This is a genomic window from Bordetella bronchiseptica (assembly GCF_900636925.1).
Taxonomy (GTDB): Bacteria; Pseudomonadota; Gammaproteobacteria; order Burkholderiales; family Burkholderiaceae_B; genus Bordetella; species Bordetella pertussis.
The window spans coordinates 3862167-3886805 of record NZ_LR134326.1 but is presented as its reverse complement, the minus strand read 5'-3'; the positions used below and the strand labels follow the sequence as shown (position 1 = coordinate 3886805).

The following is a 24639-nucleotide window of genomic DNA, read 5'->3' as shown; positions in this document are numbered from 1 at the left end:
GCCGCCCCGCCATCCATCACTCGGGCTGGATGTTCGCCTCGCGCATGCGGCGGCCCCAGGTGTCGAGCTGCGACTGCACGAACTGCTGCTGCTGCGCCAGCGTGTTGGGCGCCGTGGTCATGCCCAGGCCCTTGAACTTCTCCTGGATCTCGGGGCGCGCCAGCGCCTTGTTGACCGAGTCGTTCAGGCGCTGGGCGACTTCCGGCGGAATGCCGGCCGGGCCGGACAGGCCCACCCATACCACCAGGTCGAAGGCCTTGTAGTCGGTCTCGGCGAAGGTCGGCACCTCGGGCAGGTCGGGCAGGCGCTGCTCGGTGCTGACCGCCAGCGCGCGGATCTTGCCGGCGCGCAGCAGCGGCGTGGCCACCGACAGGTCGCCCAGCACGTAGTCCACCTGGCCGCCGGCCAGGTCGGTCAGCGCCGGCGGCTGGCTTTTGTACGGCACGCCTTCGGCGCGTATGCCGGCGATATTGTTGAAGGCCACCGCGCCCACCTGGCCGCCGGGCGAGCCGTAGCCGTAGTTCAGCGAGCCCGCCTTGGCCTTCTGCACCAGCTGGTCCAGCGTCTTGATGTCGCCGTCGCCGCGCACCAGCACCAGCATGGGCATGGTGGTCAGGCGCGAGATGTGCGTGAAGTCCTTCTGCGCGTCGTACGGCAGCTTCTTGAACAGGCCCGGGTTGATCGAGTTCAGCGAGCTGCTGGCGATCGTCAGCGTGTAGCCGTCGCCGGGCTGGCGCACGGCGTATTCGGTGCCGATCAGGCCTTGCGCGCCGGGCTTGTTCTCGACGATGACGTTGGCGCCCAGGTCCTTGCGCAGTTCCTCGGCGATGATGCGCGCGCTGGTGTCGGTGGCGCTGCCGGGCGAGAAGGCGGCCACGATCTTGATCGGCTTGTCGCCCGGATAGGTGTCGGCCGCGCCCGCCGTGCCGGCGGCCAGGGCCAGGACGGCGCTGGCCAGCAGCGCGGATTTGAAGCTATGCATGAGTGGTCTCCTGTGCTTTATAGGAATAGGAATGGGCAAGCGCTCAGCGCTTGGGCGGCGGGGCCGCCATTTCGCCCAGCGCGGGCGGACCGCGCCGGATCGCCGCCGGGGTGTGCGACAGCTTGATCGGAATGCCCGGGCCGGTGTAGTCGGGCTGTTGCACCACCATGCGGCGGTGCGCCGTGTGCGGCGCGGCCGCCACGGCGGCAATGTCCAGGATGGGCGCGGCCGGCACATTCTGCGCCAGCAGCTGCTGGCCGAACGGCTCGCCGTCGACCTGCGCGAAAGCCTGCGACAGCGCGGCGTCCAGCGCCTCGCGGTTGACCACGCGCTGGCCGTTGGTGGCAAAGCGCGCGTCGGCGGCCAGCTCGGCCACGCCCAGTTGCGCGCACAGCTTGGCGAACAGCCGGTCGTTGGCCACCGCGATGAACAGCGGGCAGGTGCGCGTGCGGTACACGTTGTACGGCACGATGTTGGGGTGGCCGTTGCCGCTGGGGCCGGGCGTCTTGCCCGAGGCCAGGTAGTTGGTCAGGAACGGATGCGCCACCGAGACCGCCGAGTCGTACAGCGCCACGTCGGCCATCTGGCCGCGGCCGGTGCGGTGGCGCGCCTGCAGCGCCAGCAGCACCGCGATGGCCGCGTTCATGCCGGTGGTCAGGTCCACCACCGGCACGCCCAGGCGCACCGGCGGGCCGCCGGCCTCGCCGTTGATGCTGAGCAGGCCCGCGATGGCCTGCACCGCCGCGTCGTAGCCCGGCAGCTGGCCCAGCGGCCCGTCGTCGCCGAAGCCCGTGATGCGGCAATGCACCAGCCGGGGAAAGCGCGCGGTGATCTCGGCCGGGTCGGCAATTCCCCAGGCGCGCAGCGTGCTGGCCTTGAAATTCTCGATCAGCACATCGGCCGTCTCCAGCAGCTGCCACAGCGTCTCGCGCCCGGCCTCGCTGTTCAGGTCCAGCACCATGCTGCGCTTGTTGCGGTTGACCGCCCGGAAGTACGCCGACGCGCCGTCGACGAAGGGCGGCCCGAAACCGCGGCACTCGTCGCCCTCGGGCGACTCGATCTTGATGACCTCGGCGCCGTGGTCGCCCAGCATCTGGCCGCAGAACGGCCCGGCCAGGACGCGCGAGGCGTCGATGACGCGCAGGCCGGCCAGCGCGCCGCCGCTATCGCTGCTTTGCATATCGTGATCTCCTTTGCGCGGCGCGACGCTCAGGCGCGCGCGATGCGCCACTCGAATTCATGGCCGGCCGCGCCGCGGCGCACCGTGCCCTGCAGCGCCAGCCGGTGGTTGTGCGCGTCCAGCGCGCCGGTCAGCAGGCCTTGCCAGGCCTGCGCCACGCAGGGGTACGCGTCCTCCACCTCGTCCATCAGCGTCCAGCCGGCCTGCCGCACGCGCGCCTCGCCATCGGCCTCGACCACCTCGCAGGCGTCGCCCTGCGCCTGGCCCAGCGCCTGCATGAAGCGCGCGAACTGCGCCGCCGTGCCGTCGGGCTCGAACCCCAGCGCGCGCGCCGTCTCGTGGTAGAACTGCATGCCTATCATGTGCGCCGTCACGCGCAGCAGATGCGTGGCCTCGTCCGGCCCCCACAGCGTCACCGCCGTCGGCAGCGCCGTGCGCACGTATTCCATGGCGTAGTTGCGGCTGGCCTTGGCCAGGCGCGTGGCCGGCCACGTGGCGGTGGGCAGCACCGGCGCGGCAGCCGGGTCGAAATCCGGCGCGTCCTCGTTGCGCGCGAAGCGCAGCCGCTCGTGCGGCAGCAGGTCGCGGTCGTACTCGTAGTAATAGCCCTCCAGGCCCGACTGCCCGTCGGCCGCCTGCTTGGTGCACACGAAACCCAGGCGCGGGTTGTTCAGCGTCACGCCGTTCTGCGCATGCCAGCCCGCCAGCATCGCGCGCGACACCTCCGACGGAATCCCGCACAGGGCCGTGCCCGACCAGATCCAGCGCGGCGCCGAGTAGCGGATCCACGCCTTGCGGTCCGACTCGTACATGTATTGCACCGCCACGCCGCCGATATGGTTGGACAGATAGTGGTACTGCGCCGCGGCCACTGCCGGCGGCAGGTGCGCGATGCCCAGCTTCTCCAGCCCGGCCAGGAAGCGCTGGTTGCGCTGCCGGCAGAAGATCTCGTAGACCAGCTCGGCCGCGCGCGGCGTGCCGCGCCGCGTCACCGTCGACAGCACGATGCCCGTGAAATAGGCGTGATACCACTCGGCCACCGCGCGCCACGCGCGCTCATCCTGTTGCGGGTTCTGCATCATCAATTTCCAGAAAATGTTCAGATCGCCGGCAGCGGCATCACGCTGCCCACGATCGCGTCGGCAATCCCGTGCGCGATCGATTCGCGCTCGGCCTCGGTCTCGCCCTCGCGCGGGCGGTACCACAATGTCGTCCAGTTCAGCGCGCCCAGCAGCGGCTTGACCGCCAGCGCCGGCGGCGCCGCGCGAAACTGCCCGGCCGCCACGCCCGCTTCCACCACCGCGCGAAACAGCGATTCATAGCGGTCGCGCAATTGCACCAGCTCTTCCAGCTCGGCGCGCTGGCCCGCCGTGGTGCGTCCGGCCAGCCGCAGCTCGATGCCCTGCACCGTCACGCGCTGGTAGGGCAGGTACGCCATCATCAGGTGCGTATGCGCGTGCGCCATGTTCCACAAGCGCCGCGCCGGCGTCACCGACAGGTCCGCCGCCAGGGGCTCGACCGCGTCCAGGTTCAGCTGCATGGCGCGCCGGTGCACCGCGAAGAACAGGTCCGTCTTGCTGCGGTAGTAGTAATACACGCTGCCCTTGGTCACCCCGATCAGGTCCGCCACCGAATCGATCGTCGCGGCGCTGAACCCCATCTCGGTGAACGCCCGGGCGGCCGCGTCCAGCAGCTCCACCTGGCGCAGCGGCATCTCCTCGTACGCGACCGCGGCCCGGGCCTTCATCGTCAGCCCCGCGCCGCCAGCACGCTTTTCTTGATCGCGCGCGCCAGTACCACGCGCTGGATCTCCGAGGTCCCTTCGTAGATCTCGGTGATGCGCTGGTCGCGGTAGCAGCGCTCGGCCGCGCTCGGCTTCACGTAGCCGCGCCCGCCCAGCACCTGCATGGCGTCGTCGACCACGGTGTGCGAGACCTCGCTGGCCAGCAGCTTGGCCATCGCGCCCAGCGTGCTGATATCTTCGCCCGCGTCGTACGCGCGCGCCGCTTCGTACACCATCATCCGCGACGACGACAGGCCCGCCATTGCATCGGCCAGCTTGAAACCGATGCCCTGGTGATCGATGATGCTGCGCCCGAAAGTCTCGCGCGACACCGCGAAATCGCACGCCTCGGCATACGCGCACAGCGCGATCCCGTTGGCCTGCGCCGCCACCACCACGCGCCCGATCGTCAGCGTCGCCAGGGCCAGCTTCAGGCCATGGCCCGGCTCGCCCACCAGCGCGTCCTCGGCCACCCAGGTATCCAGCTTCAGGTTGGTGGTCGTCGTGCCGCGGATGCCCATCTTGTCTTCGTAGAAATCGACCGCCACGCCCTCGGCCTCGCGCGCCACCACGAACGCGCTGATGTTGTTGCGCTGCCCCTCGGGCCCGGTGCGCGCGAACACGATGAAATGGTGCGAGTGCCCGCCATTGCCCAGCCAGCACTTCTCGCCGCGGATGCGCCAGCCCGCGCCCTCGCGCTCGGCGGTGGCCTGCACCGCGCCCGCGTCCGAGCCCGCGCCGCGCTCGCTCAGCGCGAAATTCACCGCGCGGCCCTCGCGCGCCAGCCCGCCCAGCAGCGCCGACTTCTGCGCCGCCGTGCCGCCCAGCAGCACCGGAAACGCGCCCAGCGACAAGGCCGCCAGGATCGCCGCGCTCGACGCGCAGCCCTGGGCCACCGTCTCGACCACCGCGATCACCGAGGTCAGCGACGCGCCGCCGCCGCCATACTCCTTGGGCACGAACATCCCGGAAATCCCGCTCTCGCGCAGCGGCGCCAGATGCTCCTCCGGATAGCGCTGATCCCGGTCGATCTCCGCCGCCAGCGGCGCGAAGCGCTCGCGCGTCAACACCGCGGCCTTGTCCCGCCAGGCCGCCGCTTCCTGTGTCAGCGCCGGTTGCCAGATCCCATGCATAGGTTCGTCTCCGTGATACATACTACTCAGTATTTAATTTGCTGGAGAGAAAGATACTACTCGGTATTTGATAACGGGATTGGGGAAAACCCGCATCATACGGCCCGCCGTGCCGCACCAGCCACTGCCCCGGGCGCTGCGCCAATCTTTGTTGACGCGCCATGCCGCTTCGCGTAGTCTTTTATACCGATCGGTATAAAAGGAACCGCAGACATGGAATTCCAAGGCAAGGCCGCCCTCGTCACAGGGGGCACGCGCGGCATCGGCGCCGCCATCGTCCGCCGGCTCGCGCAGAAGGGGGCCGCCGTTGCCTTCACCTACGCCAGCTCGGATCGGGCCGCCGCCGAACTCGCACGCGAACTCGGCGCCAGCGGGGCCAGGATCCTGGCCATCAAGGCCGACAGCCGCGACCCGCTCGCCGTCCGCGCGGCGGTGGCGCAGACGGCCAGGGAACTGGGCGGCCTGGACATACTGGTCAACAGCGCCGGGGTGTTCCCCGCCGGGCCCATCGAGGACGCCACGCTCGAGCAGGTCAACGACACGCTGGCCATCCACGCGGCGGCGGTCTTCGTGGCCTCGCAGGCCGCGCTTGCCCATATGGGCGAAGGCGGGCGCATCATCTCCATCGGCTCGTGCTTCGCGCAGCGGGTGCCCTATGGCGGCGTGACGCTTTATGCGATGAGCAAATCCGCGCTGATCGGCTTCACCAAGGGCCTGGCGCGCGAGGTCGGCCCGCGCGGCATCACGGTCAACATCGTCGACCCGGGCTCGACCGACACCGACATGAACCCCGCCGACGGCCCGACGGTCAGCGCCGAGCTGGAACTCATGGCGGTCAAGCGCTACGCCCAGCCCGACGAGATCGCCGCCGCGGTCGGCTACCTGGCGGGGGCCGAGAGCCAGTTCATCACCGGCGCCTCGCTCGCCATCGACGGCGGCTTCACCGCATAGCGATGCCCATGCCTCCCCACACAGCCTGGATGCTCCTGGCGCTGGCCGGCGCGCTGGAAATCGTCTGGGCCCTGGCGCTCAAGCAGGCGGACGGACTCACCCGGCTGTGGCCCAGCCTGATCGGCATAAGCGTGGCCATGCTCAGCCTCGTCCTGCTCGCGCTGGCGCTCAGGCACCTGCCGGTGGGCACCGCCTACGCCATCTGGGTGGGCATCGGCGCCTTCGGCGTGGCGGTGTTTGGAACCCTGGTGCTGGGCGAGCCCATGTCATGGGCCAAGCTGCTGTTCCTGGCGCTGATCGGCATCGGCGTGGCGGGCCTGCGGATGATCGAACCATGAGCGCCAAACCCCGAGCCGCGCCCACCCGGAAAATCGGCCGCCCGCGCGCCTTCGACCGGGACGCGGCCCTGCTCGCGGCCATGCGCACCTTCTGGACCCAAGGCTACGAAGGCACCTCGATCCAGGACCTGGTGCAGGCCATGGGCGTGAACAAGCCCAGCCTGTATGCCACCTTCGGCTGCAAGGAAGAAATCTTTCGCGAGGCGATCGAACTCTACGACCGCGTCGAGGGGCGCGCCACCTCGCAAAGCCTCGCCCAGGCCCGCACCGCCCGCGAGGCCGTCGAAACCATGCTGCGCGCCAACGCGCGCGCCTATGTCGTGGCCGAAGGCCCGCGCGGCTGCATGATCGTGCTGTCATCCCTGCTGGGCGCGCCCGAGAACGCGCGCGTGCGCGCGTACCTGGCCGACAACCGCCTGGCCGGAGAAACCCTGCTGAAAGACCGCCTCGCGCAAGGCATCGCGCAAGGCGACCTGGCGCCCACCGCGGACATCGGCCAGCTGGCCGCCTTCTACACCACCGTGCTCGAAGGCCTCTCCATCCAGGCCCGCGACGGCGCCGGCGCGGACAAACTCAACACGATCATCGATGCCGCCATGCTCGCCTGGCCGGCCTGAGAACCGCGCCGGCCGGCTGGCAGACTCGGGCCGGGCGGGGGGCAGGCGAGTCGATACCCGCTACGACCGCGCGCCATTTTGCCCGGCCACCAGGTCCTGGACATACGCGCGCAGCGAGCGCGGCTCGCGGCCCAGCGCCGCGCGCAGCGCCAGACTGTTGCCGCCCAGCCCATAGGCTTGATAGTGCTCCATCACCCTGGCCAGCAGCTGCAACTGCGCCTCGCCGTAAGGCAGGCGCGCATGCGCCGCCCATTCGTCGAAACCCGGCTGCAGCGCCGCGACCGGCGACCCCAGCGCCTCCGACAGGGCCGCCACGATATCCATGCGGCTGTACATGCCCGCGCACAGCTCCAGCGTCGCGAAAGCCAGCCGGTCCTGCGTCAACGCAATCGCGGCCGTTTCCGCAACGTCGCGGTAGTCCACGCGCGCGATCCGCGCCTCCTTGGGAAAAGGCTCGCCAAAGCAGCCGTCATCGCGGATCGACGCCCACGCCAGGCCTATGTTCTGCATGAAATTAGCCGGGTGCAGAATCGTGTATTCCAGCCGGGAAGAATAAAGCGCATCCTCCACCGCAACCTTGCTGGCGTGGTTTGCCAGCCGGATATTGGTCGGCTGGATCACCGAAGAAAACACGAACTTGCGCACCCCGCTGCGCTGCGCCGCCTCGACCAGCGCCACCCCCATCGCCGCCTCGTCGGCCGCGAACGCCGGCCCGATATGAAACACCCCGTCCACGCCGCGCGTCGCCTCGGCCAGGCTGGCCGCATCGCGCAAATCGCCGATGGCGATCTCGGTCGCGCCCAGCGCACGCGCGGCCGCCGCGCGCGCCTCGTCGCGCACCAGCGCGCGCACCGCCACATCGCGCCGCCGCAACGCCGGCACCACCAGGCCGGCAAACTTGCCGGCCGCCCCTACAACCAACACAACGGATCGAGCGCTGCCCACTGGCTTCTCCCTGGTAACGGTGAATCGATGCAGCCAGTCTAGATACTCGCCATGGGTCAAACAATACGCGCCGACATGGAAGCTGAATCACCAAAATCGAGATAACCATGAGCCGCCTCGAAGACCTCGAAACCTTCATCCACATCGCCGAAGCGGGCAGCCTCACCCAGGCCGCGCGCCGCCTCGACCGCTCGCTGCAAGCCGTCAGCCGAACCCTGGCGGCGCTCGAACAAGACCTCGGCGTCCAGCTCGTCCACCGCAGCACGCGGCGCCTCGCGCTCAGCGAAGCCGGCCAGGCCTACTACCACCGCATCAAACCCGCCATCGCCGCCATCGCCCAAGCCCGCCTGGACATTGCCGAGCGCCGCGCGGCGCCCTCCGGCACCCTGCGCGTCGGCGCCCCGGTCCTCTTCGGCCCCGACTTCCTCGTTCCCGTCATCGCCGACTACATGCGCGCCTACCCGCAGGTCCACGTCGACCTGCAACTCACCGACGCCTTCGCCGACCTGGCCGACGAAGGCCTAGACCTCGTCGTGCGCATCGGCGACCTGCCCGACTCCGGCCTGCAGGGACGGCGGCTCGGCACCCTGCGGCGCGTCGTCTTCGGCGCGCCCGCCTACTTCGCGCAGCACGGCCGCCCCACGCATCCCGAGGAACTGCGCCAGCACGCCTGCATCGTCCGGACCGTCGACCCGCACCCCGGACGCTGGGCCTTCCAGATCGCCGGCAAGCGCCGCACGGTCGGCGTGCGCGGCGCCTTCCGCGCCAACACCATGGCGGCCATCTACAGCGCCGTCAGCGCCGGCCTCGGCATCGGCTACTCGCCGCTATGGCAGATCCAGCGCCTGCTGGAAGCGGGGCAAGTCGAAACCGTGCTCGAAGATTTCGAACCCAGGCCGGTGCCCATCCACGTGCTCTGGCAGGAGAACAGGCTGATGCCTGCCAAGGTGCGGGCGTTTGTGAATTGTTTGGTGGCGGGGGGGAGGTTGGAGGGGGGGGGAGGGGAGGGAGTTTTGCGGTCAGGTGGAGCGGGGGGAGGGGATGGTCGGTGGATTTGAAACGAGCGGGGCCGATAGTCGGAGTTGATTGGACCCGGGCGGGTGGGCTGAATGGATTGGCGGTTGGGAGCGTTGTTTCTGGGGTTCGGACGAGCTTGTTGTTGGTTTGGGTGGCCTTCGTTAGATGGTATGAGGGCAAGAGGGGGCTGGTTGCTAGCGATTGTGGATGTCTGCTCTCGACCCATCGCGGTCCATGGGAAGGTTTGTCTGCTATGACGGCTCAAGGGCGGGAAGCGGTCGAACGGCTGCCATGGCTACTTCTGGTAGTGCTATGTCGTCTGTAGACTGCCGGCGCAATTTCATTCTCTCTCATGGCGCTCAATGGCCCATTCAGCCAGATGCGCTCATCGAACGGTAAAGCAGTTAATATCCCCGATTATTTCTCACCGTCCCCCAACATAAAAGAATCAAAGGTTTCCGTATTGGCCTGCTCGCAGGAAAAAACGCCTGGTCGCTGGTTTAAAGTGGCGATCGGTACCAAAAGAATGGTTATAACAACAGCCCGAAGGGCTGCCTTTTTGCTTCCAACCTGCCACTTTCGAGCGAACAGGGGGACCGTTAATGCAAGGAGGAGGTGTCGGTGACAGTTGAGCAATGCTTCGTTGGCGTTTGCTTCATCCCGCTCGATGGTCGCGGACAGAAGTTCTTCGGATTCTCGGAGTTCCTCGCTGGCCTTGCGCTCATGGTGTTGGCCTGGACGATCGCTGACGTCCGCTACCGTTTTCGGGTCCGGACGGCTCCCATACCTCTGCTGGGCGTCACATTCTCGGTGGTTGCTGCCATCGGCGTGCTGGCGCTACTGACGGACCTTTGGCGTGCTGAGCAGTGGCTCGTACCCAAGGGCAACCTACTGACTCCGGCGTCATGGCAGGCACTCTTGGGCGGGTTGTTTCTGCTGACGTTCCTCACCTGGACTTGGTTCGCGTTCATCCGACCACCCATTTATGGTACATACAACGCCGAGCGCTATGCGCAAACCCTGTATCGCTTCATCCTCAAGGGTTCGCCGGCAGAGCTCGCAGTCATCGCAGACGAACTCGCCTACTCGGCCGGGGCGCTTGTCCGCCACGCCACGGACAGGGGCAAATTGAAGAACTATCGGCTTGAGGGCAAAGATGAAAAGAAGAAGAACCCACCGAAGGTGGAGGGATATGCCAACGACCTGCTTCTGCTCATCGCTGACAAGAGACTGTGTCGCGCAATCGTCGGGTCATCGCCCGGCACCGCACTGGCCGTGTTCCAAGCAATGGCAGAGACGAAGAAGTATGGCATCCAGGTTGAGACCTTCGCCAAAAATATCGTCAATGAAGCGCTGGCAAACAAAGATTCCTGCCTCTATCACGAGGCTGAGGGCTACGAATCGGGTTTGATTGGCTACCACAAGCCACTCAGTCAGGCGATGTTCGCCAACTATGAGATGGTCGAGACGATCGGAAGTCTTCTTGATTCCGACATATATGGTAAGGGGGAATGGGACGCCGCGCAGTGGGAGGCATACTGTAGGGTTGTTTTGATGACGTTCCGCAGCTACGTCAACGAAGGGTACGGAGGCCATTCGAGCGTGTTGTACCGCGCCAAGGGCTACATAGAAAATGCTGCTTCCGATCTCTACACTTTGAACGAGCTCACCAGCGCTTGGGATACCGATTCATCCCGCCGTCTTCGTGTAGTCATTGAGTTCGTCAAGGACGCAGTCAAGATTCTCGACGAGAAGGGGGTTCCCGACTATGTCCGAATTCGTGTGAGAGAGAAGTACGGCCATCCGAGCGAGACCTTTTACGATCACATAGCCAGCTTGATCTTCGAGGTGATCTTTCACGCTTCGGCAGTCAAATCGCCACAGTGGGGATGCTGGACGATTCAGCACAACTCGGTGTGGGGTAAGCTGTTCAACTTCAATCACCTCGATGGTCCCGCGGGAAAAGTGGTGAAGTTCAAGGTGCGCCGGCTACTCTACGAGGAAATCGCTGACATGCAGCGCTTCCCGAACTTCAAAGGAGCAAAGATTCTCGGCTTCTGTCTGAACGTAATGGGACTTACTGTCAGCGAGGGCGATTACGACAGGGACAGCCGGGCGCTTCAAAAGGCCTTGTTGGCTTGGACGAAGAAGAACTTCACTTGGCTGCATGAGTACAACCCGCGCGTTGCCGAGGCGTGCTTGGTGGACGGCATGACCTACGATGCGGAGAACCTTCGGTTGGTCCGCACCTCTCCTGCCGAAGGGCTGAGACGGGAGCCGAGCTACATCTACTTTGACCTCGATCCTGCGTCATCAGAAGCGGCTGCGAGAATTACGAGTTGAGGTTGAAATGGGTAAGACCGTAACGCAACAATTTACTCCTGTTCCACTTGACGAGCTGGTTTTTGGTGTCAGGGATTTTAAGAATAAATCGCTGGTTGAAAAGCGTATATTCATTCAGCGACTGGTCGAAGCACATCCGATACTTAATCTACAGTGGGGGCCGGGGCGTCGCTTTCGTCGCGCAAGGCGATTGTCTGGCAATGAAGTGCCGCCTGACCACGTCAACGGCGTCGCTTGGCGAGGCGAGGTGCCGGCCAGACAAGGAAGAGCAAATCCTTCTGGTTTCTCTGTCATCTATCTAGCCGACAGGATGGAAACGGCCTTTCGCGAAGTACACGCTGAAGTCGACCGTACGGTGATTGCAGAGTTCGCAATTCTGGAACATCACGCTATTCACATAGCTCCAATTGGTGAGATGAGCCTAATTCAACGATCTGGTAGAGGATGGTTGTCGGGTAATGCATCGTTCGAAATTTCGCAGATGTTGAATGCATGCGTCCTAGACGAGGCGAAGTCACTCCTCGTCACCGACGCTTTTCTTTTTGATTGTCTTACCAACCCTGAGGACGATTACGACATTTCATCGACGGTCGCAACGTGTGTTTTTGAAAAGATTCCGGCCGTAACGAGCATAGCGTACCCGAGTCGCCGGCAACATGGCGCCATTAACTTAGCCGTACGTACAGACAGCTTTTGGGATAACTGGGGTATCGTCTCAATCCAGTGTGGATTGGCGACGCACCTTGCATGCGGCTACTATCGATTCTCGGATCGGCGCCATGTCTCGGGTATCACACGTTCTGGTGTATTGAGGTGGGATGCTGAACTGCTCGATGATCATTCGACAATCCTTCTGGATCCTCCATGGACACCGCCGAGCTAGCAGGAACCTACTGACGGCTTGCAGGTGTGAAGCCGCCGTCCGAACGCGCGGTTGCTGATAATAGCGAACGACACATTGTGGCCGAGAGCAGCCACCAACCCTAAAGGTGTCAGCCTTTCCGCTACCAAACGGCACGCATAACACGCTCTCTGAGCGAGATACTGGTTCCTTACCAATCCAAAGCCCCAAACCCGGCCGCAACCGCTATTCTGGAAGCCCCCCCTTCGGACAACGCCATGCTTCCTGAGCTGCCACCTCTACACGGCCAATTCCTGGAAAAAATCCACGCCGCAGTCGCCGCCGACCCACGGCTGACCGCGCTGCTGGCCGCCGGCTCATATATCCACGGCGGCTTCGACGAGTATTCGGACCTGGATTTCGTCATCGTCTGCGACGATCGTAGCTACGGCGAGGTCATGGCTGCACGGCTCGAGTTCGCGCAGCGGATGGGCGGGCTGCTGTCTGCCTTTACCGGCGAGCATGTGGGCGAGCCCAGGCTGCTGATCTGCCTGTACGGGCCGCAGTTGCTGCATGTCGATTTCAAGTTCGTGACCCTGGGCGACCTGGACCGGCTGGTGGAGCGCCCGGCCGTGCTGTTCGCGCGCGACGCCCAGGCGGTCGAAGCCCGGCTGGACGCGGCGGCGATTGCCTGGCCCGAGGCCACGCCCGATTGGTTCGAGCGCAGGGCCTGGATCTGGCTGCATTACGGCGCGAGCAAGCTGGCGCGCGGCGAGTTGTACGAGGCCATCGGGATTCTGGGCTTCTTTCGCGAGCAGGTGCTGGGGCCCATGCTGCATCGCCGGGCGGGGCGCCCGCAGCGCGGGGTCAGGCGGATCGAGGCGGTGGCGGGGGAGGCCGGCGCGCAACTGGCGGCTGCGGTGCCCGGGCCTGACAAGGATTCGGTGCGCGCCGCGTTGTTGGCCGCCATCGCGCTCTATGTCGAATTGCGGACGGACGAGCCGCCGTCTGAAGCGGTGAGCCGGATGCCGGAAGCGCTATATGACTATGTGGGCAGGCACGTTGGCGTCTAGTGAGAATGGAGTTTCTAGGGTAGTAAACGGTGCTAGACGGTCTACGCCCACTCAGATTGAGGTCGATGTCTGACTACGACCCAAAGCGCACCGTTCCGGCTATAACGCTTCCAAGCGCTACTGAGTCTGCCTCTGGAGCCTAAATCTGATGCGTATATCGCTGATCGGAACTGTCCACGCCGAAAGTGGACGCGCCAACTTGGCGGAATTGCGGACGATCCTTGAACGCCTTCAGCCGGGCGTTATCTTTGCTGAAATTCCCACTGCCAATCTTGCTGACTATCTCGACGGCTCTCACGGCAATCTCGAGTCTGCTGCCGTTGCCCTCTATCGCAAGCGCCGTCCAGTTTACGTTGTACCTGTGGACTTGAACAAACCGAGCGACGAGTTCTTCAGAAAATCCGAGGAGATGTTTAAAAAGGTCGAAAGGACGAGCTCTGAATATCGCCGTCTGATGGACCAAAACAGCCTCGACACGCGAGATCACGGTTTTCCATACCTCAACAGCGATCGTTGCGCCCAAGCATGGGCAGCCATCTACGACGAGGTGCGCGCAACCGTCGAATGGATTGGCGACGCCAGTTTGCGACAGATCTACGCTCTATGGAGCGAGACAAATGACCGTCGCGAGACGGGAATGCTAGAGAACATCAATGGCTATTGCATCCGCGGCGGACTCTCTCATGGAGTGCTTCTCCTTGGAGCGGGACACAGGAAAGCCATGGTGGAGAAGGTGCAGGAGCAACGAGGCGTCGGTGCACCAGGAGTCTCATGGAACTTTGAAAGTTTTCTGGATTAGGCTGTGTGAGGAAATGTCCACTTCTGGTTGAAATCCGCCCAGTCAGGTCACTCATCAGCCCCCTTCCGTGGCGCAATCCGGTCACTCCGTAGTCCTCCGATTCCTCCACAACCCATCCCCCTCGAACAACCCTGCCACCCACTGGACGAAAACCTGCACGCGTGCCGAGAGCTGGTGGGTCTGGGGGTAGAAGGCGGCCATGGGCATGCTGGTCAGGGCCCAGTCGGGCAGGATTCCACGCACGGCGCCGGTTTCTAGCAGGGACGGGCGTCGGCGGGCGGCAGGGCGGCGTTGCCGTTGTTGAAGTAGAGGTCCAGCGGGTGGCTGTCGTGCTGTTGCGCAGGGTAGCGGCGACTCGTTTGTCGGTGCCGGGAAACCGCAAGTCCTGGTGTCGGTGCTGGGCGGGGGCGGCGCACATGCGGAAGCACATCTGGCCGACGCGGCGCGATGAGGCCCTGGTCGGCGATTGATAGGGACTTGCCAGGACCGTAACAGTCTTGCAATCGTAGGAAGGCACGTAGGGCGGAAAGGCAGCAAATTTGGAATAAATATTCACAATTAGTTATTTATGTTGCAGAATCGGGTTTGCGCGGACCCGCCCGCCTCCTCTGCCGAAGGACCTGTCAATGCGCACCGCAAGCCGTTTGCTGGAAGACTCGTATCGCCGGGCCGACCGGGCGATGTTGCCGCTGCTCTGGGTGCTGGTCATCGTCGGTCTTTGCATGGCGCCGCAGTACGGCCGATGGACGGCCGCTGTCACGGTAGGCGTGTTGGCGGCCGGCCTGCCCACGCTGTTGATCCTCTGGCGGCCCGGCAAGTTGTCGACGCGCCTGGCCGTCGCCTGTGGGCTGATGGCGTTGGCGGGGCTGCACATCCACCTCATGTCGGGCATGACCGAAATCCACTTCGGCATCTTCGTGCTGCTCTCGCTGCTTCTGGCATATCGGGACTGGCGGACCATTCTGTGCGCGGCCGTGGTGATCGCGGTGCATCACCTGTCGTTCAATTTTCTCCAGCAATGGGGATATGGCGCGATCTGCTTCACCGAGCCCAGCCTGGGGATGGTGTTCTTGCATGCGGCCTATGTCGTGGTGCAGGCCGCGGCGCTGGGATGGCTGGCCTGGCGGATGGAGCGCGCCGCCGTGGCCGCCGAAGAGCTGGCCCGGCTCAGCGCACGGATCGGCCGCGAGCCTGGGGTCTTCGACCTGCGATTCGGCGGCTCGGAGATGGAAAGCGGGCTCGGCCGCGCGTTCAAGACCACCATGGACGCGGTGCATCGGACCATGAGCGAAGTGCGGGAGACGGCGACGGCGCTGTCGGCGGCCTCGCGCGACATGATGCAGGGCAACCTGGCGCTGGAGGAGCGCTCGCGCACGCAGGCCGAGTCGCTGGCGCAGACCGTGGCGTCGATGCGCGACCTGGCCGCCAATGTCCATGCCAATGCGGCGCATGCCCTGCAGGCCGGGCAACTGACCGACCAGGCCCGCCAGAGCGTCGGCACCGGAAGCACGGCCGTCGCTGGCGTCGCGACCGTGATGGGAGAGATCCAGCAGGAGGCGCAGAAAATCTCGGAAATCATCGGCGTGATCGACAGCATCGCGTTTCAGACCAACATCCTGGCCCTGAACGCGGCGGTGGAAGCGGCCCGCGCGGGCGAAAGCGGCAAGGGCTTTGCGGTGGTGGCCTTCGAGGTCCGCGCGCTGGCCGAACGCAGCGCCGGCGCGGCGCGCGAGATCCGCGGCCTTATCGAGGGCTCGCTGGAGAAGACCGGCAAGGGTTTTCGGCAGGCGGATAACGCCGCGGGCATGATCCGTGAAGTCGTTGCCAGCATTGACGAGGTCGCCGGCGTGGTCGGCCAGATCGGCGACGCGGGCCGTGTCCAAGGCACGGATATCGAGGAGGTGAACCGGGTCGTGGCCAAAATGGACGAACTCACCCGGCAAACCGCCGACCTGGTCGCGCAGGCCGCCAGCGCCTCGACGGCCTTGCAAGGCCAGGCGGCCCAATTGCTGCAGGCGGTTGGCGTGTTCCGCTTGCAAGACGGCCGGCGGTCCGATGAGCCCGTGGCGTCGACAGGGGCTGAGTCGTTTCGGCCGGCCGCGCCGGCGTTGGCCGGTTTATGAGCGGCGCGTCTCGATAGAGGTCCTTGGCCACCGGCCAAGTTGTCGCTGATGGCTGGCTGCGGGGCGTTCCTGGGCGCTCGTTCGCGGGGCTGAGCGGCCGATGGATCAATGCCATGAACCAGTCACTCTATGGGCAAGAATCTCTCAATTTTCTGTTATCACGTGCCTTGCGAATGCGATGATCTGCGCCATTTCACAAACACAGGCATCCATTGCAGCTAGGTCTACTTGGTGCGCAGGCTATAGTGTTTGTAGCGAATTTGCTCGCGACGCTGATCCAGCAACCATGTGGTGCGCAACACATGAGAGGCAGCGAGTTTCATGGCTAAATTTTTATACGGATCATGTTCCGTAAAGCTAGGCTGCAAGTGCTTTGCTATATTTTTGTGAACCAATTTGGACTGCAAGCTCCAGATATAACTTGCGGTATGGTGCGGTCTACATTGCGTTGGGCATTAGGACACTATCGATGACACGCAGACTCACTAGAAATTTGGATCCTGCACTCTTGCCTGAGGCGCGCATGGATCGGATGCGCGAGGAAATGTGGCGCCTTCGCAGCACAATCATTTCCCTCCTCCCTGAAACATACCGCGAGATTGTCGATCCGCCTCATGATCTTTCGCGTGACGAATCCAAGCGGTGGCGCGAGATAGCAGCGCAACGAGTAATTGAAATGACCGTGCCCGACGGAATGGGTAAGACGGCATGCCCCCTATGCGGATCAGTTCCTCAATTCGTTGGAATTGGGTACAGCTATCCAATTGGTCTCGAACGACATCTCGTCGGCTCACATCGCTCGGTAATTTGCGACGTCATCCATGCTGTAGTGGGTGTTCAGCGGGTTCGCCATAGAGAGAAATGGCCAAATGACTACGGACCTTACGGCTGCGACTAGGTAATGCCTGATGCCCGGATCGCCTCGGTGAGCGGGGCGCTATTTGTTGCGATAGTGCTTTACGTCGACTTGCGGGAGGACGAGCCGTCGTCCGAGGATGTGAGCCGGATGCCGGAATGTCTGGTGACTATCTGAACAGGCGCGTAAGCGTTCGATGGTAATAGCGATAGCGTATTGGTATCCGGCGCCGGTGACAGGTAATAATCTCTGTCCAATATGTCAGCGGCAGAGGCCTCTACGACATTTCATGGCCGACTTAATTTAATCATTAGCAAAGCCAATGGCAAAACCAGCTACTCGTGCAAATCTAATCGATGCGTTGTCGCGAGCGGATGAGTTTTCGCGCGATATACGGGCGGATCGAATTGAGTGGTTGGCTCAGCATAGTTCTCGCCCTGGCGGGGTGATGGGAGATATGGCGGCCCTTCATATGATGGAAGAAGCGAGACACTGTTTTATTTCCGGGTATTTTATCGGGACAATATTGCTCGCTACATCTTTTATCGAGCAAACCCTCAGCGAAGAGCTTGCAGGTGTTGCGTCTGAGAAAGAACGAAAGACGCTAGCGACGATGATCAAGGCGGGGCGACGATATCTATCGATGGCTGACGACCTGCTTGATAGAACTGATCGTCTCCGAGAACTGCGGAATCCTTTTAGTCACCGCAAGGCTGACGATCATCCTCATGCGCTTGGCACAAGGTTTTTGGCGACAAAAGCACATCCTGCCTCAATTCTCGAGGCGGACGCGAAGTTGGCGATGACGGTAATGTATGAATGGTTTCGGCGTACGCTACGTAGCGTTGTGTAGGAAGCCTTGGCTCGTGAGACGGAACATGTCAGGGGGGTGAGAGCGTTTCGGCCCGCAGACCAGGCAGTCCGCAACTCGCACCCCTGCCAAGCCATTAACCCACCCGTCCGCTAACCTACCCCCCCATCCCCCACAACTCCTCCCCCTCGAACAACTCCGCCACCCACTGGACAAAAACCTGCACGCGCGCGGACAGCTGGTGGGTCTGGGGGTAGACGACGGACATGGGCATGCTGGTCAGGGTCCAGTCGGGCAGGATCTCGCGCAGCGCGCCGGCTTCGAGCAGGTGGCGCACTTCGGCGCGCGGCAGGGCGGCGATGCCCAGGCCGGCGGCGGCGCCGGCGGTGACGGCGGTGCCGTTGTTGAAGTAGACGTGCGGCGGGTGGTCTAGCGGGTGGCTGTCGCGCTGTTTGTGCAGGGTGGCGACGAATCGTTTGCCGGTGCCGGGAAAGCGAAAGCCCAGGTGCCGGTGCCGGGCGAGCTGGGCGGGGTGGGTGATGGCGGGATGCGCGTCCAGGTAGGCGGGGGCGGCGCACAGGCAGAAGCGCATCTGGCCGACGCGGCGCGCGATGAGGTCCTGGTCGGCGATGTCGCCGCCGCGGATGGCGCAGTCGATGCCTTCCTGCATCAGGCCGACGACGCGTTCGCTGCAGCCGATGTCCAGATGGATGTGCGGGTATCGTTCCGTGAAGCCGTGCAGGGCGGGGATGACGAGGTGGATGCCGACGGGGGTGGGCATTTCCACGGCGACGCGGCCCTTGACGACGGCGCGGCTCAGCGAGACCGAGGCTTCCAGGTCGTCGATGTCTTCGATGACTTTGCGGGCGCGCTGGTAGTAGGCCAGGCCTTCGTTGGTGGGGTGGACTTTGCGCGTGCTGCGGTGAAGCAGCCGGATGTCGAGCAGCCGTTCCAGCGCCTGGATCTGTCCGGACAGGGTGGTGCTTGCTACGCCGAGGGAGTCGGCCGCGCGGGTGAAGCTGCCGAGTTCGACGATGCGGCAGAAGGCGCGCATTGCCTCGATGCGATCCAGGGCCATTTATGCGAATACTCGTTTAAACAAACCGAGTATAGGGCGTTTATCCGGGGAAAATAATCAAATAAAGTGGTCGCCATGCCCTCTCTTTCGGAGGGTAAGGAGCAAGCGATGGGTATTCCGATCAATCGCGGCGTGATTGCCGCGCTGTGCGCCGCGGCGCTGTCGCTGGCGGCCCCGGCCGCCTGGGCCCATGGCGGCGGCGAGCGCGTGGCGGTGAATTTCGAGGAGGCGATTCCGAATATCCCCGGCAAGTCGCTGGTTGCCGTCGAGGTGGCGTATGCGCCGGGGGCGGCGTCGGCGCCGCACCTGCATGCGAAGTCGGCGTTCATCTATGCGTATGTGGTGTCGGGGGCGATCGAGTCCAAGGTCAACGATGGGCCGGCGCGGGTCTATCGCGCCGGCCAGAGCTGGTCCGAGCCGCCCGGCGCGTCGCATTCGATCAGCCGCAATGCGAGCAGGACGGAGCCGGCCAGGCTGCTGGCGGTGTTCGTGGTGGACAGCGGCGACAAGGCGCTGACCGTTCCTGTCGCCGATCAAGGAGTGAAGCCATGACGATGCGTATCGATTACAACCAGGTGGCTCCCGGGGCCGCGGCGGCGCTGGCCGGGGTGTATGGCTATGTGATGAAGAGCGGGCTGGCGCCCGCGCTGGTGGAGCTGGTCTATCTGAGGGTGTCGCAGATCAATAATTGCGCGTACTGCCTGGATATGCACACGCGCGATCTGCTGAAGCAGGGCGTGGCGGTCGAGAAGCTGGCCCTGCTGCAGGCGTGGCGCGAGGCGGGCGGGCTGTTCGATGCGCGCGAGCGGGCGGCGCTGGCGTGGGCCGAATCGGTGACGCAGGTGGCGCAGACCGGCGTGCCGGACCAGGATTACCAGGATGCGCGCGCGGTGTTCGGCGAGAAGGAGCTGGTGGATCTGACGGTGGCGATCGGTTTGATGAACGCCTACAACCGGATGGCGATCGGTTTTCGGAATACGCCGAAGGCGGCCGTGTAGCTCATTTTGCCAGTTCGTAGCCCGAGATGGCCTTGCCGTCGTCCTCGGGCCAGAACAGGACGTTCCGGGCGCCGTCCATGCCCAGCAGGTCGTCGGGCGAGCGCTGCGGCAGCCGCCGCCACGATTGGCCGCCGTCGGCGGTCCAGAATTCGCCGGTGGCCGATATGCTGGCCGGCGCGTCGCCCCAGGGGTAGAGCAGGCGCGGCACGGTGTGGTCGGCCCACAGGGAGACGACCTGGGCCTGGTTGGACACGCGCAGGGCGGTGGCGGTCTGGTAGGCGGGCAGGCCCAGGGGGAAGACGCGCGGCAGGGGGCGTTCGTCGGTCCATTCCAGGGTGGCGGGGTCGAGCCGGGCCAGGGTGGCGTTGCCGCCGGCGCGGGTCAGCACGGCATGGATGGCGCCGTTGGGGGCCTGGGCGAGCTGGGCGATGCGCACGCCGCGCTGGCGGGTGATGCCGGCGATGCGCCAGTCCTGGCCCTGGCGCTGCAGCAGCACCTGGGTGGTGAGGTAGGCGATGGCGCGGCCCTGCGCCGATTGATAGCCGATCCAGTGGGTGTACCAGCCCAGCGCGCGGTCGGCGTCCAGCACGGCGAGGTGGCTTTGGTCGCTGTCGTAGCCGGGGTCGAACAGGCGTGCGTTGTGCAGCGCGGGCCCGAAGTCGGCGGGCGCGGGAAACAGCGAGGTTTCGCTGTAGACCTGGGTGGCGGTGCGGCCCTGGTCTTCGGAGTAGTACCAGCCGGTGGGAAAACCCGCCGGGGTCTTGCGACGGTCGTCTGCGCGCATGTCCTGGATGTCGCGCACGCTCCAGGCGCGCCGGGCGTCGATCCAATGGATGTCCTGGTGCGGGGCGACCAGGGCGGCCTGGGCGAACAGGCCTTGTTCCTGCCATTGCCAGCTGGCTCCGCCGTCGTCGGAGCGAAACACCAGGGTCTGCTGCACGCCAGGCTGCGTGCCGCGCTGCGCGCGCAGCGCGGCGCTGTTGAGGGTGCTGAGCAGGAACACGCTGGCGCCGTCCGGCGTGGCGGCCAGGCAGGCGGAGTCGGTGACGGCGGCGGCGATGCGGAAGCTGCCGTCGGCGTCCAGGCGCCACAGGGCGCTGTAGTCGCGGGCGCGGATGTCGCGCTCGGGCGGCTGGCCGGACACGCCCTGGGCGCTCAGCCAGTTGGCCTGGGGGCCGGCGTTCTGCCTGGTGATGAAGCCGGGCGCGTCGCGTCCCAGCATCCAGGTGTGCGCGCCGGCGCGCGTGATGCCGGTGCAGTACGGCGTGACGGCGGCGGCGGTGCCGTCGGGGGCCTGGCCGATGGTCCTGGACGGGGGCGTGGAGTAGGTCCAGGCCTGTTCGGCCCACAGTATGGCGCCGGCGTAGCCCGCCAGGGCGATGACAAGGACGGCGGCGGCGAGGCGGACGACGGTTCTGCTGCGGGGCATGGGCAAGAAGGCGTAGGGGCTGAGTGCATGACTTTACCCTGTCCGGGCGCCGGCTTCGGCGCGGCACGCCTTACACTGGCGCGACCCCACAAGGAGAGAGCATGGCGCGAGAATCCCGAACCAACCCGCGCGCCGCGGGCCGCAACGCCCTCGGCGCACGCCGCTTCTGGTTTGTTTCGCTGGCGGGCATCGTGCTGGCCAGCGGCTACGACATCCTGCAGGCGTTGCAGGGCAGCGCAGCGGCGGCGCAACGGCTGGTGGTGCCCGTGCTGCTGCTGCTGTGGCTGTATCGCGGCAGCGATTGGGCGCGCTGGATCCTGATGGTGATGCTGCTGGGCTTCGGGGTGCTCAATATGTACCTGGGCACGGGCATGCTGCGCTATGGCGTGCAGAACTGGCTACACATTTATGTGTTCAGCGCCTTCATGGTGGCGACGGGCCTGTACCTGGCGCTGGCCGGCAAGGATTTTGCGCGCTACCGCAGCCATGTCGCGGCGCGCCGGGCGCGGCGGGCCGCAAGCCAGGGCTAGGCCGTGCCGGACGCTACGTTCGTGCCGCTTCAACTCAGCTTTTCAATAATACCAACGCTCGCCGGCGGGGGCTGACCTACACTTTCTTCCGGGATTCTGAGGCCTTTTGCAAGCGGTTCGGCGCGGCGGAAAACAACAGAATTGGTTCGACCAATCCATCTTCGGAGGAAAGACATGCTGGGTATCAAGCGGTGGACGCGCGCGCTGTGCGGTTTGGGTATGGTGTTTTCGATGTCGGCGCACGCCGCCGGCGATTTTCCGTCGCAGTCGGTGCGGCTGATCGTGCCGTTTCCGCCCGGCGGTTCGGTGGACATCGTGGCCCGCACCTACGCGCAGGAGCTGCAGGGCATCCTGGGCCAGACGGTGGTGGTGGAAAACCGCGCCGGGGCCAACGGCATCATCGGCGCCAACGCGGTGGCCAACGCCAAGCCCGACGGCTATACGCTGCTGCTGGCATCGAGCGGCACGTTCACGATTTCGCCGGCGCTGCAGAAGGTGCCTTTCGATCCGTTCAACAGCTTCGATTACCTCGGGCTGGTGGTCAATTATGCGAACGTGCTGCTGGTGAACACCGAGTCCAGGTACCAGAGCCTGGGCGACCTGATCGCGCAGGCGCGCAGCCAGCCCGGGGCGGTGACCTTCGGTTCTTCCGGCGCCGGCGGCTCGAACCATCTGGGCGGCGAGCTGCTGGCCTACCAGGCCAAAGTGAAGATGCTGCACGTGCCGTACAAGGGCAATGCGCCCGCGATGACCGACCTGCAGGGCGGCCGCATCGATTTCATGTTCGACATCACCACCACGGCCAAGGGCCATATCGAAGGCGGCAAGGTGCGGCCGCTGGCCATTACCTCGGCGCAGCGCAATCCGGCCTTCCCCAGCGTGCCCACCACCGCCGAGGCGGGCGTGGCCGGCGTGGAGTTCGAGGGCTGGTTCGGCCTGATGGCGCCGGCCGGCCTGCCGCAGGACGTGGCGCGCAAGCTGGTGGGCGCCAACCAGAAGATCGTGGCCGGCGCCGCCTTCGGCCAGAAACTCAAGGACTGGGGCTACAGCGTGCCGTCGACCGACCCGCAGGTGATGCGCGAGCGCGTCAAGGCCGACCTGGACAGCGTGACCGCCCTGGTGAAGAACGCGGACATCAAGGCGAACGACTGACATGAAATACACAGTGGGAGCCTTGCTGGCCGATTGCCTGGCCGCCAACGGCGTGGATACGGTCTTCGGCATCGTGTCGGTGCACAACATGGCCATCATGGACGCGATCGCCGCGCGCCCGGCGCTGCGCATGGTGATGACGCGCGGCGAGACCGGCGCGGCGCACATGGCCGATGGCCATGCGCGGGCGCGGCAAGGCCTGGGCGTGGTCATCACCAGCACCGGCCCGGGCGCGACCAATGCCGTGCCGGGGCTGGCCGAGGCGCAGTTCGCCGGCTCGCCCGTGCTGCACATCACCGGCCAGACGGCCACGCCCTACCTGGGCAGCCGGCGCGGCACGGTGCACGACATGCCGAGCCAGCACGACATGCTGCGCTCGGTCGGCAAGGCGGTGCTGCGGGTGACCGACGCCGACAGCGCGCTGGCCGTCATCCAGGAGGCGATCCGCGTATGCCTGCAGGCGCCCGCCGGACCGGTCAGCCTGGAGATCCCGGTCGACCTGCAAGGGCGCGAGGTCGCCATGCCGGACCCCGCGTCCCTGAAGGTCTCGCCCGCCGCCGCGCCGCCGCCCGAGCCGACCGCCATCGCCGAGCTGGTGCGCCGCATCAAGGCGGCGCGCCGGCCCATGCTGTGGGTGGGCGCGGGCGCCAAGGGCGCGGCCAGCCAGCTGGCCGCCCTGGTGGACCTGGGTTTCGGGGTGGTGTCGAGCTGGTCGGGGCGCGGCGTCGTGGACGACCATCATCCGCGCAACCTGGGCGCCTTGAATGGCGCCGGCTCGCCCGCCGTGCTGGATCTGTACCGGTCGGCCGACCTCATGCTGGTGGTGGGCTCCCGGCTGCGCGGCCAGGAAACCGATAACCAGGCGGTGCCGCTGCCCACGCCGCTGCTGCGCGTCGATATCGACGCGGCGCGCGACAACCTGGGCTACGCCAACGAACTGTTCGTGCAGGGCGATTGCGCCGAGGTGCTGGACCGGCTGCTGGCCGGCCTGGCCGATGGGCTGGACATCGATCCGGCGTTCGACGCCGACGTGCGCGCCGCCAGGCAGGCGGCCATCGACGATTACCTCGGCCGCCTGGGTCCGTACCGGGATTTTCCCGCGATGCTGCGCCGGGTGCTGCCCGATGACGCGCTGTGGGTGCGCGACATCACCAAGAGCAACAGCACCTGGGGCCATCGCCTGTTTCCCTTGCGCAAGGCGCACCAGAACATCTATCCGGTCAGCGCCGGCATCGGCCAGGGCCTGCAGCTGGGCATCGGCGCGGCGCTGGCCAGCCCGGGGCGCAAGACGGCGGTGCTGACCGGCGACGGTGGCTTCTATTTCAACATGACCGAGCTGTGGACCGCCGCGCAGGAGCGGCTCGACATGCTCGTCATCGTCATGAACGACCAGGGCTACGGCGCCATCCGCGGCATCCAGGACGTGGTCTGCGACGGCCGGCACCGCTACGACGCGCTGGGCGGACCGGCCTTCGCCGACATCGCGCAGCTGGCCGGCGCGAAGTTCTGGAAGGTCGAGGCGGCGCGGGACTTCGAACGCATCGCCGCCGAGGCCTATGCAAGCCCCGGCCTGTGCGTGGTCGAGGTCGACATGGTCGCCATCGGCGCCTTGCCCATGTATTACCCGTATATCAAGGCCGGCACGCCGCGGCAGGACTAG

At 65.5% G+C, this 24639-nt stretch carries 23 protein-coding genes; 15 read left to right on the top strand and 8 right to left on the bottom strand.

The genetic code is table 11. From position 1 onward, the window contains the following. Positions 1 to 16 precede the first annotated feature (16 nt). The 5 genes from EL288_RS18215 to EL288_RS18195 are packed head-to-tail and all read right to left on the bottom strand — an operon-like array spanning position 17 to position 5078. Positions 17 to 982 (bottom strand): Bug family tripartite tricarboxylate transporter substrate binding protein, encoded by a 966-nt coding sequence (locus EL288_RS18215; protein WP_003809067.1) that lies wholly within the window; start codon positions 980 to 982, stop codon positions 17 to 19. A gap of 43 nt (positions 983 to 1025) precedes the next feature. After that, positions 1026 to 2162 (bottom strand): CaiB/BaiF CoA transferase family protein, encoded by a 1137-nt coding sequence (locus tag EL288_RS18210; RefSeq protein WP_003809070.1) that lies wholly within the window; start codon positions 2160 to 2162, stop codon positions 1026 to 1028. Between the two features lie 29 nt (positions 2163 to 2191). After that, positions 2192 to 3247, bottom strand: coding sequence for a hypothetical protein (locus EL288_RS18205; RefSeq protein WP_080707677.1), 1056 nt, complete (start codon positions 3245 to 3247; stop codon positions 2192 to 2194). Between the two features lie 14 nt (positions 3248 to 3261). Beyond that, a complete protein-coding gene (locus EL288_RS18200; RefSeq protein WP_003809074.1) occupies positions 3262 to 3909 on the bottom strand; it encodes a TetR/AcrR family transcriptional regulator in 648 nt (215 codons plus the stop codon). Positions 3910 to 3911: 2 nt separating this feature from the next. Continuing rightward, positions 3912 to 5078 (bottom strand): acyl-CoA dehydrogenase family protein, encoded by a 1167-nt coding sequence (locus EL288_RS18195; RefSeq protein WP_033458951.1) that lies wholly within the window; start codon positions 5076 to 5078, stop codon positions 3912 to 3914. Between the two features lie 213 nt (positions 5079 to 5291). Here EL288_RS18195 and EL288_RS18190 point away from each other — a divergent pair, with 213 nt between their 5' ends. Genes EL288_RS18190 through EL288_RS18180 form a run of 3 tightly spaced genes read left to right on the top strand, consistent with a single transcriptional unit; the run spans position 5292 to position 6984 of the window. Continuing rightward, positions 5292 to 6029 (top strand): SDR family oxidoreductase, encoded by a 738-nt coding sequence (locus EL288_RS18190; RefSeq protein ID WP_010926074.1) that lies wholly within the window; start codon positions 5292 to 5294, stop codon positions 6027 to 6029. A gap of 2 nt (positions 6030 to 6031) precedes the next feature. Continuing rightward, positions 6032 to 6367, top strand: a complete 336-nt coding sequence (locus EL288_RS18185) for a DMT family transporter (protein WP_003819574.1) — start codon at positions 6032 to 6034, stop codon at positions 6365 to 6367. Further along, the gene (locus EL288_RS18180; RefSeq protein ID WP_033458948.1) at positions 6364 to 6984 is read left to right on the top strand and encodes a TetR/AcrR family transcriptional regulator; all 621 of its coding nucleotides are present in this window, start codon (positions 6364 to 6366) and stop codon (positions 6982 to 6984) included. Before EL288_RS18185 ends, EL288_RS18180 begins: the two co-directional genes overlap by 4 nt. A 60-nt stretch (positions 6985 to 7044) precedes the next feature. Here EL288_RS18180 and EL288_RS18175 read toward each other — a convergent pair whose 3' ends face one another. Further along, positions 7045 to 7929: an NmrA/HSCARG family protein gene (locus tag EL288_RS18175; protein ID WP_033458947.1), complete on the bottom strand. Its 885-nt coding sequence runs from the start codon at positions 7927 to 7929 to the stop codon at positions 7045 to 7047. Between the two features lie 107 nt (positions 7930 to 8036). Between EL288_RS18175 and EL288_RS18170 the strand changes: the two genes are divergently transcribed. The 7 genes from EL288_RS18170 to EL288_RS18130 all read left to right on the top strand — a co-directional run bounded on the left by EL288_RS18170 (position 8037) and on the right by EL288_RS18130 (position 17834). Continuing rightward, positions 8037 to 8987, top strand: coding sequence for a LysR family transcriptional regulator (locus EL288_RS18170; RefSeq protein ID WP_126622000.1), 951 nt, complete (start codon positions 8037 to 8039; stop codon positions 8985 to 8987). A gap of 580 nt (positions 8988 to 9567) precedes the next feature. Beyond that, positions 9568 to 11289 carry a hypothetical protein gene (locus EL288_RS18165; RefSeq protein ID WP_050486105.1) on the top strand — a complete coding sequence of 574 codons (1722 nt, stop codon included), beginning with the start codon at positions 9568 to 9570 and terminating at the stop codon, positions 11287 to 11289. 7 nt (positions 11290 to 11296) lie between these two features. Next, positions 11297 to 12172 (top strand): RES family NAD+ phosphorylase, encoded by an 876-nt coding sequence (locus tag EL288_RS18160; RefSeq protein ID WP_080704409.1) that lies wholly within the window; start codon positions 11297 to 11299, stop codon positions 12170 to 12172. Positions 12173 to 12408: 236 nt separating this feature from the next. Continuing rightward, positions 12409 to 13203: a hypothetical protein gene (locus tag EL288_RS18155; RefSeq protein WP_033458945.1), complete on the top strand. Its 795-nt coding sequence runs from the start codon at positions 12409 to 12411 to the stop codon at positions 13201 to 13203. A gap of 148 nt (positions 13204 to 13351) precedes the next feature. After that, a complete protein-coding gene (locus EL288_RS18150) occupies positions 13352 to 14002 on the top strand; it encodes a hypothetical protein (RefSeq protein WP_080704449.1) in 651 nt (216 codons plus the stop codon). A 626-nt stretch (positions 14003 to 14628) separates the two neighbouring features. Further along, the gene (locus tag EL288_RS18140; RefSeq protein ID WP_033458944.1) at positions 14629 to 16125 is read left to right on the top strand and encodes a methyl-accepting chemotaxis protein; all 1497 of its coding nucleotides are present in this window, start codon (positions 14629 to 14631) and stop codon (positions 16123 to 16125) included. 1178 nt (positions 16126 to 17303) lie between these two features. Then, complete coding sequence (locus EL288_RS18130) at positions 17304 to 17834, top strand: hypothetical protein (protein WP_080704427.1); 531 nt, start codon at positions 17304 to 17306, stop codon at positions 17832 to 17834. Between the two features lie 115 nt (positions 17835 to 17949). Here the strand turns inward: EL288_RS18130 and EL288_RS18125 are convergent, their stop codons facing one another. Next, positions 17950 to 18870 carry a LysR family transcriptional regulator gene (locus tag EL288_RS18125; RefSeq protein WP_033458943.1) on the bottom strand — a complete coding sequence of 307 codons (921 nt, stop codon included), beginning with the start codon at positions 18868 to 18870 and terminating at the stop codon, positions 17950 to 17952. A 108-nt stretch (positions 18871 to 18978) separates the two neighbouring features. Between EL288_RS18125 and EL288_RS18120 the strand changes: the two genes are divergently transcribed. Together EL288_RS18120 and EL288_RS18115 are read left to right on the top strand one after the other, a co-directional pair. Next, positions 18979 to 19422 (top strand): cupin domain-containing protein, encoded by a 444-nt coding sequence (locus tag EL288_RS18120; RefSeq protein WP_003809095.1) that lies wholly within the window; start codon positions 18979 to 18981, stop codon positions 19420 to 19422. Then, entirely contained in the window at positions 19419 to 19868 is a 450-nt protein-coding gene (locus EL288_RS18115; protein WP_010926083.1) for a carboxymuconolactone decarboxylase family protein, read from the top strand. The genes EL288_RS18120 and EL288_RS18115 overlap by 4 nt, the downstream gene beginning before the upstream one ends. Position 19869: 1 nt before the next feature. Here EL288_RS18115 and EL288_RS18110 read toward each other — a convergent pair whose 3' ends face one another. Further along, positions 19870 to 21297 carry a hypothetical protein gene (locus EL288_RS18110; protein ID WP_232018699.1) on the bottom strand — a complete coding sequence of 476 codons (1428 nt, stop codon included), beginning with the start codon at positions 21295 to 21297 and terminating at the stop codon, positions 19870 to 19872. A 101-nt stretch (positions 21298 to 21398) separates the two neighbouring features. Here EL288_RS18110 and EL288_RS18105 point away from each other — a divergent pair, with 101 nt between their 5' ends. The 3 genes from EL288_RS18105 to EL288_RS18095 all read left to right on the top strand — a co-directional run bounded on the left by EL288_RS18105 (position 21399) and on the right by EL288_RS18095 (position 24639). Continuing rightward, positions 21399 to 21827, top strand: coding sequence for a hypothetical protein (locus tag EL288_RS18105; RefSeq protein ID WP_003809102.1), 429 nt, complete (start codon positions 21399 to 21401; stop codon positions 21825 to 21827). 174 nt (positions 21828 to 22001) lie between these two features. Continuing rightward, the gene (locus EL288_RS18100) at positions 22002 to 22979 is read left to right on the top strand and encodes a Bug family tripartite tricarboxylate transporter substrate binding protein (RefSeq protein WP_003809104.1); all 978 of its coding nucleotides are present in this window, start codon (positions 22002 to 22004) and stop codon (positions 22977 to 22979) included. A gap of 1 nt (position 22980) precedes the next feature. Next, positions 22981 to 24639 (top strand): thiamine pyrophosphate-binding protein, encoded by a 1659-nt coding sequence (locus EL288_RS18095; protein ID WP_010926087.1) that lies wholly within the window; start codon positions 22981 to 22983, stop codon positions 24637 to 24639.

What these genes read in the sequence shown, in the direction of transcription:
- EL288_RS18215 (WP_003809067.1), bottom strand. Translation starts at nt 982, where the DNA reads ATGCATAGCTTCAAATCCGCGCTGCTGGCCAGCGCCGTCCTGGCCCTG.
- EL288_RS18210 (WP_003809070.1), bottom strand. Translation starts at nt 2,162, where the DNA reads ATGCAAAGCAGCGATAGCGGCGGCGCGCTGGCCGGCCTGCGCGTCATC.
- EL288_RS18200 (WP_003809074.1), bottom strand. Translation starts at nt 3,909, where the DNA reads ATGAAGGCCCGGGCCGCGGTCGCGTACGAGGAGATGCCGCTGCGCCAG.
- EL288_RS18195 (WP_033458951.1), bottom strand. Translation starts at nt 5,078, where the DNA reads ATGCATGGGATCTGGCAACCGGCGCTGACACAGGAAGCGGCGGCCTGG.
- EL288_RS18190 (WP_010926074.1), top strand. Translation starts at nt 5,292, where the DNA reads ATGGAATTCCAAGGCAAGGCCGCCCTCGTCACAGGGGGCACGCGCGGC.
- EL288_RS18185 (WP_003819574.1), top strand. Translation starts at nt 6,032, where the DNA reads ATGCCCATGCCTCCCCACACAGCCTGGATGCTCCTGGCGCTGGCCGGC.
- EL288_RS18180 (WP_033458948.1), top strand. Translation starts at nt 6,364, where the DNA reads ATGAGCGCCAAACCCCGAGCCGCGCCCACCCGGAAAATCGGCCGCCCG.
- EL288_RS18170 (WP_126622000.1), top strand. Translation starts at nt 8,037, where the DNA reads ATGAGCCGCCTCGAAGACCTCGAAACCTTCATCCACATCGCCGAAGCG.
- EL288_RS18160 (WP_080704409.1), top strand. Translation starts at nt 11,297, where the DNA reads ATGGGTAAGACCGTAACGCAACAATTTACTCCTGTTCCACTTGACGAG.
- EL288_RS18155 (WP_033458945.1), top strand. Translation starts at nt 12,409, where the DNA reads ATGCTTCCTGAGCTGCCACCTCTACACGGCCAATTCCTGGAAAAAATC.
- EL288_RS18150 (WP_080704449.1), top strand. Translation starts at nt 13,352, where the DNA reads ATGCGTATATCGCTGATCGGAACTGTCCACGCCGAAAGTGGACGCGCC.
- EL288_RS18140 (WP_033458944.1), top strand. Translation starts at nt 14,629, where the DNA reads ATGCGCACCGCAAGCCGTTTGCTGGAAGACTCGTATCGCCGGGCCGAC.
- EL288_RS18130 (WP_080704427.1), top strand. Translation starts at nt 17,304, where the DNA reads ATGGCAAAACCAGCTACTCGTGCAAATCTAATCGATGCGTTGTCGCGA.
- EL288_RS18125 (WP_033458943.1), bottom strand. Translation starts at nt 18,870, where the DNA reads ATGGCCCTGGATCGCATCGAGGCAATGCGCGCCTTCTGCCGCATCGTC.
- EL288_RS18120 (WP_003809095.1), top strand. Translation starts at nt 18,979, where the DNA reads ATGGGTATTCCGATCAATCGCGGCGTGATTGCCGCGCTGTGCGCCGCG.
- EL288_RS18115 (WP_010926083.1), top strand. Translation starts at nt 19,419, where the DNA reads ATGACGATGCGTATCGATTACAACCAGGTGGCTCCCGGGGCCGCGGCG.
- EL288_RS18110 (WP_232018699.1), bottom strand. Translation starts at nt 21,297, where the DNA reads ATGCCCCGCAGCAGAACCGTCGTCCGCCTCGCCGCCGCCGTCCTTGTC.
- EL288_RS18105 (WP_003809102.1), top strand. Translation starts at nt 21,399, where the DNA reads ATGGCGCGAGAATCCCGAACCAACCCGCGCGCCGCGGGCCGCAACGCC.
- EL288_RS18100 (WP_003809104.1), top strand. Translation starts at nt 22,002, where the DNA reads ATGCTGGGTATCAAGCGGTGGACGCGCGCGCTGTGCGGTTTGGGTATG.
- EL288_RS18095 (WP_010926087.1), top strand. Translation starts at nt 22,981, where the DNA reads ATGAAATACACAGTGGGAGCCTTGCTGGCCGATTGCCTGGCCGCCAAC.